The organism is Rhodanobacter sp. sgz306013 (assembly GCF_057031145.1).
This window is the reverse complement of sequence record NZ_JBXCIJ010000003.1, coordinates 313,175-325,506: the sequence shown is the minus strand read 5'-3', so window position 1 is coordinate 325,506 and position 12,332 is coordinate 313,175. Positions and strand designations below refer to the sequence as shown.

At 69.6% G+C, this 12,332-nt stretch carries 11 protein-coding genes; 4 read left to right on the top strand and 7 right to left on the bottom strand.

The genetic code is table 11. The annotated features are described in order from the left end of the window. Window positions 1-18 precede the first annotated feature (18 nt). Together AC2EWF_RS11100 and pilH are read left to right on the top strand one after the other, a co-directional pair. A complete protein-coding gene (locus tag AC2EWF_RS11100; RefSeq protein WP_483639431.1) occupies window positions 19-1,014 on the top strand; it encodes an oxidoreductase in 996 nt (331 codons plus the stop codon). Window positions 1,015-1,083: 69 nt separating this feature from the next. After that, the gene (gene pilH, locus AC2EWF_RS11095; RefSeq protein ID WP_367845065.1) at window positions 1,084-1,449 is read left to right on the top strand and encodes a twitching motility response regulator PilH; all 366 of its coding nucleotides are present in this window, start codon (window positions 1,084-1,086) and stop codon (window positions 1,447-1,449) included. 142 nt (window positions 1,450-1,591) lie between these two features. On the opposite strand, the gene AC2EWF_RS11090 is transcribed toward pilH, so the two are convergent. Together AC2EWF_RS11090 and AC2EWF_RS11085 are read right to left on the bottom strand one after the other, a co-directional pair. Next, on the bottom strand, window positions 1,592-2,497 hold the full coding sequence (locus AC2EWF_RS11090) for a DnaJ C-terminal domain-containing protein (RefSeq protein WP_483639430.1): 906 nt from the start codon (window positions 2,495-2,497) through the stop codon (window positions 1,592-1,594). A 236-nt stretch (window positions 2,498-2,733) separates the two neighbouring features. Further along, window positions 2,734-3,177: an Hsp20/alpha crystallin family protein gene (locus AC2EWF_RS11085; RefSeq protein WP_483639429.1), complete on the bottom strand. Its 444-nt coding sequence runs from the start codon at window positions 3,175-3,177 to the stop codon at window positions 2,734-2,736. A gap of 138 nt (window positions 3,178-3,315) precedes the next feature. Between AC2EWF_RS11085 and AC2EWF_RS11080 the strand changes: the two genes are divergently transcribed. Together AC2EWF_RS11080 and AC2EWF_RS11075 are read left to right on the top strand one after the other, a co-directional pair. After that, window positions 3,316-3,801 (top strand): redoxin family protein, encoded by a 486-nt coding sequence (locus AC2EWF_RS11080; protein WP_483639428.1) that lies wholly within the window; start codon window positions 3,316-3,318, stop codon window positions 3,799-3,801. A 115-nt stretch (window positions 3,802-3,916) separates the two neighbouring features. Then, a complete protein-coding gene (locus AC2EWF_RS11075; RefSeq protein WP_483639427.1) occupies window positions 3,917-4,330 on the top strand; it encodes a DoxX family protein in 414 nt (137 codons plus the stop codon). 21 nt (window positions 4,331-4,351) lie between these two features. Here the strand turns inward: AC2EWF_RS11075 and AC2EWF_RS11070 are convergent, their stop codons facing one another. From AC2EWF_RS11070 to gyrA, 5 genes are all read right to left on the bottom strand, one after another. Beyond that, window positions 4,352-6,748, bottom strand: a complete 2,397-nt coding sequence (locus AC2EWF_RS11070) for a TonB-dependent siderophore receptor (RefSeq protein WP_483639426.1) — start codon at window positions 6,746-6,748, stop codon at window positions 4,352-4,354. 91 nt (window positions 6,749-6,839) lie between these two features. Next, window positions 6,840-7,850: a FecR family protein gene (locus AC2EWF_RS11065; RefSeq protein ID WP_483639425.1), complete on the bottom strand. Its 1,011-nt coding sequence runs from the start codon at window positions 7,848-7,850 to the stop codon at window positions 6,840-6,842. Beyond that, complete coding sequence (locus tag AC2EWF_RS11060; protein ID WP_483639424.1) at window positions 7,850-8,404, bottom strand: RNA polymerase sigma factor; 555 nt, start codon at window positions 8,402-8,404, stop codon at window positions 7,850-7,852. The genes AC2EWF_RS11065 and AC2EWF_RS11060 overlap by 1 nt, the downstream gene beginning before the upstream one ends. After that, window positions 8,401-9,453: a VirK/YbjX family protein gene (locus tag AC2EWF_RS11055; RefSeq protein ID WP_483639423.1), complete on the bottom strand. Its 1,053-nt coding sequence runs from the start codon at window positions 9,451-9,453 to the stop codon at window positions 8,401-8,403. Before AC2EWF_RS11055 ends, AC2EWF_RS11060 begins: the two co-directional genes overlap by 4 nt. Before the next feature lie 157 nt (window positions 9,454-9,610). Continuing rightward, the gene (gene gyrA / locus AC2EWF_RS11050) at window positions 9,611-12,208 is read right to left on the bottom strand and encodes a DNA gyrase subunit A (RefSeq protein ID WP_483639422.1); all 2,598 of its coding nucleotides are present in this window, start codon (window positions 12,206-12,208) and stop codon (window positions 9,611-9,613) included. Between the last annotated feature and the right edge of the window lie 124 nt (window positions 12,209-12,332).

The following is a 12,332-nucleotide window of genomic DNA, read 5'->3' as shown; positions in this document are numbered from 1 at the left end:
CCAGGCGGGGAGATGACGATGACCGACTTCCGCGCCTTCCGCATCCACAACGACGACGCCGGCTACCGTGCCGGCATCGAGGAAATGGCCACCGACGCGCTGACGCCCGGCGAGGTGCTGGTCAAGGTGGCCTACTCCTCGGTCAACTACAAGGACGCACTGGCCGGCACCGGCAAGGGCCGCATCCTGCGCCGGTATCCGCTCAACGGCGGCATCGACGTGGCCGGCCACGTGGTCGCCTCCACCGACCCCGCGTTCAAGGAAGGCGACGCGGTGCTCTGCACCGGCAGCGGCCTGTCCGAGACCCGCGATGGCGGCTACGCCGGATACGCACGGCTGGAGGCGCGCTGGACGATCCCACTGCCGCAAGGTCTTTCGCTGCGCGAGAGCATGATCCTCGGCACTGCGGGCTTCACCGCGGCACTGGGCCTGCAGCACATGCAGGACAACGGCCAGACGCCCGCGCTGGGCCCGATCGCCGTCACCGGCGCCAGCGGCGGCGTGGGCCAGCTCGCGATCGACATCTACAGCCGCGCCGGCTACGCGGTGCACGCGATCAGCGGCAAGACCGAGCATTTCGATTTCCTGCACTCGCTGGGCGCGGCCGCCTGCATCGACCGCCATGCGCTCGCCTTCAGCGGCAAACCGATGGACTCGGCCCGCTTCGGCGGCGCGCTGGACAATGTGGGCGGCGCCATGCTGGCCGGCCTGCTGCCGCTGATCGCGCCGTACGGCAATGTGGCGATCTGCGGCAACGCCGGCGGCATCGCCTTTGACGGCACGGTGATGCCCTTCATCATCCGCGGCGTGAACCTGCTGGGCGTGGCCTCGGCCGGCACCGCGCGCGCCATGCGCGAGCGCGTCTGGGAGAAGCTTTCGGGCGACTGGAAGCCGCGCCACCTGCAGCGCATCGCCACCCGCGAGGCGACGCTGGACGAGCTGCCCGACGTATTCGCCCGCATGCTGGCCGGGGATTCCTTCGGCCGCACCGTGGTGCGCATCGCCGCAAACTGAGGCTTGCGGCTTGGAAGCACCGCGCCACAAGCATAGAATCCACCGAAACAACAAGGGGACACCGACCTTATGGCACGCATCCTGATCGTCGACGATTCGCCGTCGCAGCTCCTGGGCCTGAAGCGCATCGTGGAGAAGCTCGGCCACGAGACCCTCACCGCCGAGGATGGCGCCGCCGGCGTCGAGGTGGCCAAGCGCGAGATCCCCGACCTGATCCTGATGGACGTGGTGATGCCCAACCTCAACGGCTTCCAGGCCACCCGCACCATCAGCAAGGACGCCAGCACGGCGCATATCCCGGTGGTGCTGGTCACCACCAAGGACCAGGAAACCGACAAGGTGTGGGGCATGCGCCAGGGCGCACGCGCCTACGTCACCAAGCCGATCAAGGAAGAAGAGCTGGTGGCCACGCTGAAGGAGCTGCTGCCGGCCTGAGCTGGTTCCGGCGTCGCCACGGAAAACGGCGCCTCGCGGCGCCGTTCTCGTTTGGCGACCACGATCCCTGGCGCCTGCCCTCCGGCCATCGCCGGCGCGATGCCACTGTCGCTCCCGGCGGCCGCATCCGCCGGCACGGAGTTCAGCGGCGCGGGTCGTAGTCTGCGAACTGCGCGCGCAGCGCCTCGTAGGTCGCGCGCTGCTCGTCGCTGGCCGCGGCCGGCACGCGGATCGACAGCTCCACCAGCTGGTCGCCAGGGTGCGCACCCGGCATGCCGCGCCCCTTCAAGCGCAGCTTGCGCCCAGATTGCGACCCGGCCGGAATGCGCAGCTCCACCGTACCGGCCAGGGTCGGCACCGGCACCGTGGCGCCCAGCGCCGCTTCCCACGGGCTGATCGGCAGCACGTGCAGCACGTTGCGGCCTTCCAGCTTGAAACGGGCGTCGTCGCGAATACCCACTTCCAGCAGCAGGTCGCCTTTCGGCCCGCCATGGCCGCCGGGATGGCCCTGCCCTGTCAGCCGGATCACCTGGCCCGGCTGGATGCCGGCGGGAATCTTCACCTCCAGCACGCGCTCCTCGCCGCGCCCATCGTGAAGCGACAGCCGGGTGCGGCCGCCGTCGAACGCGGTCTGCAGGTCGATCTCAACCCTGGCCTGCACGTCCTGCCCGCGGCGCGCGCGCGGCTGGCCGCGCTGGCCGTGGCCACCGGCGGCGCGGCCGAACAGGCTCTCGAAGAAGTCGCTGAAATCGCCGTCGCCGCCGAAGTCGAAGTTCCTGCCCTGCCCTTCGCCCCAGCCCGGCGGCGGCCGGAACTGCTCGCCGCCACGGTAACCGCCTGCGCGCAGCTGGTCGTAGGCGCGACGCTTCTCGGCGTCCAGCAGCACCTCCTGTGCCTCGTTCGCGGCCTTGAACTTGTCCTCGGCGCCCGCTTCCTTGTTCTTGTCCGGGTGGTATTTGCGCGCCAGCTTGCGGTAGGCGGTCTTGATCTCCGCCTCGCTGGCCTCGGGCTTCACACCCAGGATCTCGTAATAGTCTTTGAATTCCACCGCCGCTCCTCTCTGACGTTCGGCCCACCGCCATCCTGCCGGCGGGTCGAGTCGGCGGGCCGGCGCATGTCCGGCCCCGCCTCCGCCGATCAGGCACTGGGCGTGCCTGATCGCGTGCGACACTTCCGTGCGTCGCGGTCGCGCAACCCCCGGGCCGCGAGGCAGCCACACCAACGCCGAACGGCCCACGGCGGATCATCGTCCGCCGCAGGCCGCACCCGCAAGTTCCGCGGAACTCAGTGGCTGGCGTCGATCGCGATGCGGCGCGGCGCGCTCTCGGCCTTCTTCGGTATCACGATCTCCAGCACGCCCTGGCGGTTGCTGGCGGTGATGCGTTCGGCGTCGACGCTGTCCGGCAGCACGAAGCGGCGATGGAACGGACCGTGCGACCGCTCCTGCCGCGAGAAGCGGCCGGGCGCATCGGCCGGCTCGGCCGCGCGCTCGCCGCTGATCGACAACACGTTGCGATCCATGTTCACCTCGATCGCCGCGGGATCGACGCCGGGCACGTCGGCACGGATGACGAAACGTCCGTCTTCCTCGCGGATGTCGACGCGCGGCGCCCACGACGCCCCGCCCGTCGGCAGGCTGCCGTCGTGCTCCGCGACACGGTCGAATGCACGGCGAAACGCCCGCGCGTCGTGCGGCAGGCCCCACATCACGTGATGGTTCAGGCTCATCGGAAAACTCCTCGGCATGGATTGCGGCACGCTGCCGCCTGCCCGGGAAGATAGGTGCGCCGCGCGGCGATTCAAGGCGACAACGCCCGGCCGCAGCGGCTAGCATCGACGGATTGCCACTGCCCCAGGGAGCGCGCCATGAGCATCCGGATCGGCCAGCCTTTGCCCGACATCGAGATCAAGACCATCGCCGAGGGCCGCATCGAGCCCACCCGCACCGGCGCGTTGTTCGCCGACCGCAAGGCAGTGCTGTTCGCCGTCCCGGGCGCCTTCACCCCGACCTGTTCGGAGAAGCACCTGCCGGGCTACGTGCAGCAGCATGCGGCCTTCGTGGCGCGCGGCATCGCCGTGTACTGCCTCGCGGTCAACGACGCCTACGTGATGCAGGCCTGGGCCGCGTCGCAGCACGTGCCTCCCGGCCTGCTGCTGCTCGCCGACGGCAACGCCGACTTCACCCGCGCGCTGGGCCTGGAACGGGACGGCAGGGACTACGGCATGGGCCTGCGCGCGCGCCGCTTCGCGCTATACGCGGAAGACGGCGTGGTGCGCCAGCTGCACGTCGAGGCACCGGGCGAGTTCCGCGTCTCCGGCGCGGAGGCGATGCTGGCGGCGCTCCCCGGCTGAACCCGGTCGCGCGAACAGGCCGGACCGGCGCTATAGTCCAGCGCGTCGCGCCGATGCCTGGCCGATCGCGGCTCGCCTCGCCGGCCGCGCCATCCGTCGTTCGAGGGGAACCGCCATGCGCTACGCCTTGTTCGAAAGCCAGCGGGACGCGCTGCTGCTCGTCGCCCGCATCCTGATGATGCTGCTGTTCGTGCTGTTCGGCTGGGAAAAGCTGACCGACTTCAGCGGCACCAGCGCCTACATGGCGGCCGAAGGTCTGCCCCTGCCCGCCGTGACCGCTGCCGTGGTCATCCTGATGGAGTTCTTCGTGGGCCTGGCGATCGTGCTCGGCTTCTGGACACGGCCGCTGGCCCTGCTGCTGGCCCTGTACACGCTGGGCACGGCGCTGGTCGGGCACCGTTACTGGACGATGGCTGGCGCGGAGCACATGGCCAACATGATCAACTTCTACAAGAACCTGTCGATCATCGGCGGCCTGCTGCTGCTCTGCCTCACCGGGCCCGGCAGGTATTCGATCGATCGACGATAGGACGCTACGGCGGGGCAGCGCTCAGAAATCCCGGCTGCCGCTCAGCAGCACGCTGCGACCGCGGTGCAGCGGCACGAAGGTTTCGTCGAACACCGCATCGTGCAGGTTGCGGTCGAACAGGTTGCGTACGCCCAGTGTCACGCTCCAGCGCACGGCCTGGTACGACAGGTTCGCATCCACGCGGGCCTGCCCCGGTATCGCGAAATACGCCGAGCCGTCCGACAGCTGGCCGCGGCTCGCGCTGCGCGCCAGCACGCCGCCGGCGATGCCCCAGCCGCGCAGGGTCCCGCGCCGGAGCCGGTAGCTGGCCCACAGGTTGAAGCGCTGCCTCGGCGTGCCGATGGGCTGCGAGCCGTCGTGGTTGCGCACCATCGCGTCGGTCCAGGCGGCGCTGAGGTCCAGCCCCGGCGCGGGCCGGCCGTTGAACTCCAGCTCGATGCCGCGATTGGTCTGCCCCGGTCCGGGAATGCCGAAATACGGCGGCTTGGGCGAGCTGAGGTCCGTGCTGTGGTCGAGCATGATGCGGTAGGCCGCCACGGTGAGCATCGCGCGCTGGCCGAACAGCATCAGCTTCGTCCCCGCTTCCAGCTGGCGCGAGCGCGACGGCAGCAGCGGCTGGCCGTTCTTGCCCAGCACCTCGTCGGCCTGGAAACCGCTGGTGGCGCTGGCATACAGCGACAGCAGCGGCGTGAGCTTGTAAAGCAGCCCGGCGTTCGGCACCCATTGCGACTTGTGCTGGGTCGAGGAGTTGCCGTTGGCGTCCTGCGTCACGAGCTCGTAGGTGGTGCGCCGCAAGGCCAGCAACACGTTCCAGCGTTCGCCCAGCGCGAGCTGGTCCTGCAGGAACAGTGCGTGGTCGGTCGACCAGGGGTCGCCCGGGAAGTGCATGTCGAAGCCGCTGCCCGGGCCGGTCACCGCCGCCGCCGGCGGCAGCGGCGGACTGGCAAACAGGTTGTACGTGGCCTGGGCGGTGGTGCCGAACGCGTCGTCGAGGCTGCCGGACTGTGCCCGCGAATAATCGAGGCCCGCGACCAGCACGTGGCGGACCGCGCCATCGCCGAAACGTCCTACCACGTCGTTCTGCACGGTGTAGAACGCATCGCCGTAACGGAACCGTTCGGCCAGCGCCTGCGCATCACCGTTCGGCGAGAAGCCCGCGAGGTTCCACTCCTGCACCGACGATCCCTGGCGCACGTACTGGCCACGGCTGCGCAAGGTCCAGTCGGTGCCGAATCGGTGTTCGAACACGTAGGAAAGCCGGGTGGTGCGGAACAGCGAGTGGTCGCCCGGGTTGCCGGTCATCAGGCCTGGCGGGGTCGCGGTGGAGAGGCTGCCGCCCAGCATCACCGCATAATCGGGAATGGGCTCTCGCCGCACGATGCGCTCGGCGGAAACCACCAGCTTGTTCGCCGTGTCCCGCCAGCTTATCGACGGCGCCAGGTAGCCGGCGCGCTGGCCGCGCCGGCCCTGGCGGCTGCGGTCGGCGTATTCGCCGGAGGCGACCAGGCGATACGTCCAGTGCCCGCTCTTGCCGAGCGGGCCGCCGAGGTCGACGCCGAGCTGGCTGTCGCCATACTGGCCCAGCGCGAACTCGAGCCGGCGCACGGGCGCCGCCGTCGGCTGCTTCATCATCAGGTTGATCAAGCCGCCGAAGTTGTTGCTGACCGAGGCGTCGCCGATGATCGCCTGCGGCCCTTTCAGCACCTCGACGCGGTCGATGCCGATCAGCGGAGGCAGATCGCCGTAGGAAACGATGCTGTTCGGCAAGCCGTCGATCATGCCGTTGCCGACCTGGAAACCGCGCACCAGGAATACCGGCAGCGCGTCCGCGCCGTCCAGGAACTGCACGCCGGCCACGTTGCGCACGGCGTCGGCCACGGTGCGCGCCTGCTGCGAATCCAGCAGCTCGTGCGGCACCTCGCTGACCGAGGCCGGCAGTTCGAGCAGGTCGGTGTCGATGCGCGTGGCGCCACTGGCGATGTCGACCAAGTAGCCGCCCTGGTCGACCACACCGGTGGCGACCACCGGCGCCAGCTGCCGGACATCGCCTCCCGCGGCAGATAGGGCGGCGCGCCCGGTGCCGTTCTCGCCGGCGGCGAGGGGCTTCACCACCACCGTCCCGGCATCGGCATAGCGGTAGGCCAGCCCGGTGCCCGCCAGCAGCCGGTCGAGCGCGGCCGCCGCGGTGCAGTCGCCGGCGACTCCAGGCGAGCGGACGGCATCGACCCTGCCACCGGCCGTGAGCACCTGCACGTTCGCCTGGCGGCCGAATGCGATCAGCGCCGTGGAAAGCGCCTGCGGCGGTATCGCGAAATGCAGCGTGGCCGCAACCGCGGCATGGCCCGGCGTGGCCGCGGCGGCGAACGCGACCGTCGGCAGCAGGCTCCCGATGGCTGGCAGCAGGCCGGACCGCCTCATGACATCCGCTTGTCCCGGGTGAAAGCGACAAGTGTGGCATGCGCCGGGGGCGAATGCAGCGGGGGCGGCGCCTTGCGGATGCGCGGCTCCGTCAGCGCTGCCGCGGCGCCCTTCCGTCCCCGGAGAGGGTCACCGCGTGCTCGCCCATACGCACCTGCAGCGGGAACACCTGGGGCAAGGCGCGCAGCCAACCGTCGATCTCGTCGGTGCGCACTGTGCCGGTGAAGCTGAGACCGCTCAGGTCGACGCCGTCCGCCTGCACCGGCCTGCGGCTGTAGCGATTGACGTTGGAGATCACCACGGCCAGCGGTTCGTCGACGAATTCCAGCCGGTTGCTGCGCCAGCCGATGGCCTGCTCCAGCGTGGCCGTCCCCAGGTTCAAGGTGCGCGCGCGCGGGTCCCAGGCCACGCGCTGGCCGGCCACGGCATCGAGGCGACGCCCTGGCATCGACGCGCCGCCGGGTCCGGCGACCCGCACCCGGCCCCGGGTGACGGCTACCGCCACCCGGGCACCGGTGCGGCGAACGTCGAAGGCGGTGCCGATGTCGCGCACCGTGATGTCGCCGGCGGTCACCACAAAGGGGCGCTGTGCGTCGTGCACGACCTGGAAATACGCCTCGCCCGCCTCAAGCGCCACCTGGCGCGCGCCCCGACTGAAGCGCACGCTGAGGCGGCTGGCGCCGCCCAGCGTCACCTCGCTGCCGTCCGCCAGCACGATGTCGCGGTTCTGCCCGGTGACGCACGCGTAGGTGACCGGCGCGGCGGCGTCGACCGCCAGGCGCCCCCAAAGCAGGAAACCCGCCCCGATCGCCACGGCCAAGGCGGCCGCCGCGGCCAGCGGCAGCCAGCGGCGCCGGCGCGGCGCAACGGCTGGCGCGAACTCGCCCAGCAGCCGGCGGCGTGCGCCCGCATCGAGGGTGCCCAGCCGTTCGCCGAAGGCGCTGACGTATTCGAAGGCCGCGAGATGGCGCGCGTCCTGCGCCGTCCAGTCCAGCCATTGTTCCAGGCTTGCCTCGCCGGCCTGCGGATCACGCAGGCGTGTCCACCAGTCGGCGGCGGCCAGCAGCAGCTGTTCGTCGGGATGTTGTGGGGTATGGGCCATCACGGCATCTCCCGTTCTTCCACGCGCGCGCGACAATGCGCCAGCGCGCGGGTGACGTGGTAGCGCACCATGCGTGCGCTGAGTTTCATGGTTTGCGCGATCGCCTCGAAATCGCGCCCCTCGATCGCATGCAGAACGAAGGCGCGACTGGTCTTGGGCGGCAGTTCGCGCAGCGCCGCTTGCAGGTCGCGCCATTGTTCGGCCGCCGCCACCTGGCGTTCGGGCACCGGCGCCAGATGCAGTTCGGGCGCCGGCTCCACCGGCTCGTCGGCACTCGTCGCCTCGCGCAGCTTGCGCATGCGCAGGCGGTCGACCGCGAGGTTCGCCGCGACACGGAACAGGAAGGCACGCAGCGAATCGATTTGCTCGGGATGCTCCAGCGTGAGCATGCGCACGTAAGCTTCCTGCGCCAGCTCCTGCGCATCGGCCAGTGAACCGAGCCGGCATTGCAGGAAAGCCAGCAGCGCGCGATTGTGCTCGCGGAACAGCGCAGCCACCCGGCTCGCATGCCCGGGCAGTGTCGCGATGTCGGCGATGGGATCCGGCTGGTTCATGAGGCTTCCGCGCAGACTCCCTGGAACAACTGATGGGGACTCGATGCTTCGAACCGCGGGACGCGCGGCCGCTGGTGTTCCGACGGTGCGCCCAGCGCTTCGACCAGCAGGCGCTCGGCCTCCGCGCGCAGGGCCTCGCGCCTGCGGAATGCGGAGCGGTGGTGGCTGGGCACCTCCGCCTCGGTCCTGCGTCCCGGCTGCAGCGGCAGCTCGTACCAGCCGCCGGCAACCGCCCGGCCGTGCTGCTCCTGCCAGAACGCATCGTAGTCCGCCATGAAGCGGCGGCGTGCGTTGCGCAGCGGGTGGGCCGCGTTGCCGACCGCCAGCAGCCGCGTGATGCCCCAGTGTCGCGCCAGCGCACACACCAGCGCCAGCATCAGGCATTTCGGGCGCAGGCCGTGCAGCTGGCGCGTAAGGTCGCGCACCCGCTCCCGCGCCGCGGTTCCGTCCGGCCCCTGGATGCAGCCGATCGCCAGCGTGCGCTCGTCGGTCACGGTAACCACGATGCAGTACAGCGGATGGCCCTGCTCGTCGGCGAGCTGGATGCCGAGCTCGCCCTCGCAGCCCAGGAATATCGGCGGCCGCAGGCTGAGAATCAGCCGGCTGCCGTCCTTGAGCGGCAGCAGCCCCAGCGGCGCGCCGCCTTCCGCATAGATCGCGCGGAACAGCGGGGCCGGCATCGCCGCGAGCGCATGACGGTAGTGCCGGCTGATCGCCTGCAGGCGCTGCCGCCGGTTCCAGCCCAGGTTGAGGTAGCGATGGAAGTGGCGCTCCTGCATCCGCGGATCGCGCTGCCGGAGCGCGCGCAGCGCAGGCTCGCTCTCGACGAAGGCCAGGTAGTCCGCGTGCGGGCGGAACATCAGCAGGCTGCGGGCAAGGTACTTGGCCGCCATCGACACGCGCCTGCCCAGGTCGCCACGCCAGTCGGAACGGCCGCGCAACGAGCGCAGCAGGTGCGCCGCAGCCGACGCCGGCTCGCCGGTGCGCGACGATGCCGGCGGGCCGGCCACGCGCACGGCGTCCGCGATGCTGCGCAGTGAATGCTCCATTTCGTTCAAGGTCGTCGGCCTGCAATCGATCACGTCAGCTGAAAGACGTTTGCAGGCCAGGAATTTGAAACGGCGGTGCGGCCGTCGCGGACTCCGCATGCGGAAAGCCCCGGCCAGGCCGGGGCTTCCGTCGCGCAACCGCAGCGTCAGGCGCGGATCAGGTTTCGTCAGTGCCCGCGTGCGGTGCCGTGCCGCCTTCGGACAAGGCATCGCCGGCTTCCTCGCCGTTGTCCTCCTCCGCCTCCAGCCGCACCACGCTGACCAGCGATTCCTCGGCTGGCAGGCGGATCAGGGTCACGCCCTGGGTGTTGCGGCTGAGCTGGGAGACTTCCGCCACGCGGGTGCGTACCAGGGTGCCCTGGTTGGAGATCAGCATCAGCTCGTGCGCCTCGCTGACCTGCACCGCGGCGACCAGCGCGCCGTTGCGCTCGGAGCACTGGATGCCGATCACGCCCTGGGTGCCGCGCCCTTTCTTCGGGAACTCCTCGAGCTGGGTGCGCTTGCCGTAGCCGCGTGCGGTGGCGGTGAGGATGTCGCCCTCGGCCGCCACGATCAGCGAAACCACTTCCTCGCCTTCGGCCAGGCGCATGCCGCGCACGCCGGTGGCGGTACGGCCCATCGAGCGCACGGTGTTCTCGTCGAAACGCACCGTCTTGCCGTTGGAGGCGAACAGCAGGATGTCGCTGTTGCCGCCGGTGAGCTCCACGTTGACCAGCGCGTCGCCCTCGTCGAGCTTGATCGCCTGCTTGCCCTTCTGCAGCTGGAAGGCGAACTCGGTGAGCGGGGTCTTCTTCACCGTGCCGTGCTTGGTGGCGAAGAACACGTAGCAGTCCTCGCTGTACTCGCGCACCGGCAGCACCGCCTGCACCTTCTCGCCCGCGGCCAGCGGCAGCAGGTTGATGATCGGTTTGCCGCGCGCGCCCGGGCCCGCCTCCGGCATCTGGTAGACCTTGAGCCAGTACACGCGGCCAGTGCTGGTGAAGGTGAGCAAGGTGTCGTGGGTGTTCACCACCCACAGCTGCTCGACCACGTCTTCGTCTTTCAGCGCCGAGGCGGAGCGGCCCTTGCCGCCGCGCTTCTGCGCACGGTAGGCGCTGGCCGGCTGGCGCTTGATGTAGCCGGTGTGCGACAGCGTCACCACCATGTCTTCCGGCGCGATCAGGTCGAGGACGTTCAGGTCTTCCTGCGAGTGCTGGATCTCGGTGCGCCGCGCGTCGCCGAATTCGTTCTTGACCGTCTCCAGCTCCTCGCGGATCACCGCGAGCAGGCGCTCGGGGTTCTCCAGGATCTCGATCAGGCCACGGATGGTCTCCAGGATCTCGCGGTATTCGTCGGAGAGCTTCTCCTGCTCCAGGCCAGTGAGGCGATGCAGGCGCATCGCCAGGATCTCCTGCGCTTGCACCTCGGAGAGCTGGTAACCCTCGGCCTTGAGTCCGTCGCGCGGGTCCATGTCCTCCGGCCGCGAGGCCTCGGCGCCCGCGGCGGCGAGCAGCGCGCCCACCATGCCCGGCTGCCACTTGCGCGCCAGCATGCGTTCGCGCGCTTCCTGCGGCGAGGCCGAGGCCTTGATCAGCTCGATCATCTCGTCGATGTTGGCGAGCGCGACGGTGAGGCCTTCCAGGATATGGGCGCGGGCGCGGGCCTTGCGCAGTTCGAAGATGGTGCGGCGGGTCACCACCTCGCGGCGGTGGCGGATGAAGGCCTCGAGGATGTCCTTGAGGTTCAGCAGCCGCGGCTGGCCGTCCAGCAGCGCCACCATGTTGATGCCGAAGGTCACCTGCAGCTGGGTCTGCTGGAACAGGTTGTTCAGCACCACGTCGGCCATCGCATCCTTGCGGATCTCGATGACGATGCGCATGCCGTCCTTGTCGGACTCGTCGCGCAGCTCGCTGATGCCTTCGAGCTTCTTTTCCTTGACCAGCTCGGCGATCTTCTCGATCAGCCGCGCCTTGTTCACCTGGTAGGGCAGCTCGTGGACCAGGATGGTCTCGCGGCCGTTGCTTTCGGTCTCGATCTCGGTCTTGGCACGCACCAGGATGCGGCCGCGGCCGGTGCGGTAGGCCTCGACGATGCCGGAGGAGCCGTTGATGATGCCGGCGGTCGGGAAATCCGGGCCCGGGATGTAGTGCATCAGGTCGGCGATCGACAGCGTCGGCTCGTCGATCAGCGCGATGGTCGCGGCCACCACTTCGTTGAGGTTGTGCGGCGGCACGTTGGTGGCCATGCCCACGGCGATGCCGGCGGAGCCGTTCACCAGCAGGTTCGGCACGCGGGTGGGCAGCACCAGCGGCTCGTGCTCGCTCTCGTCGTAGTTGGGGCCGAAGTCGACGGTTTCCTTGTCGATATCGGCAAGAAGCTCATGCGTGAGGCGCGCCATGCGCACCTCGGTGTAGCGCATCGCCGCCGCGTTGTCGCCGTCGACCGAACCGAAGTTGCCCTGGCCGTCCACCAGCATGTAGCGCAGCGAGAACGGCTGCGCCATGCGCACGATCGCGTCGTAGACCGAGGCGTCGCCGTGCGGGTGGTATTTACCGATCACGTCGCCGACCACGCGGGCCGACTTCTTGTAGGGCTTGTTCCAGGCGTTGCCCAGCTCGTTCATCGCGAACAGCACACGACGATGCACCGGCTTCAGGCCGTCGCGCACGTCCGGCAGCGCGCGGCCTACGATCACGCTCATCGCGTAGTCGAGATAGCTCTGGCGCATCTCGTCTTCGATGTTGACGCGGATGACTTCTTTGGCGAGTTCTGCCATCAATCGGCTTCCCTGATGAGCGAGGAGTGGCGGCGTCGCGCCGCATTCGCGGACGCATGAAAATCAACCCTTCGAGTGTAGCACGAGCCAACCCTTCGCAGCCTGCGAAAAGCGAAGATTAAGC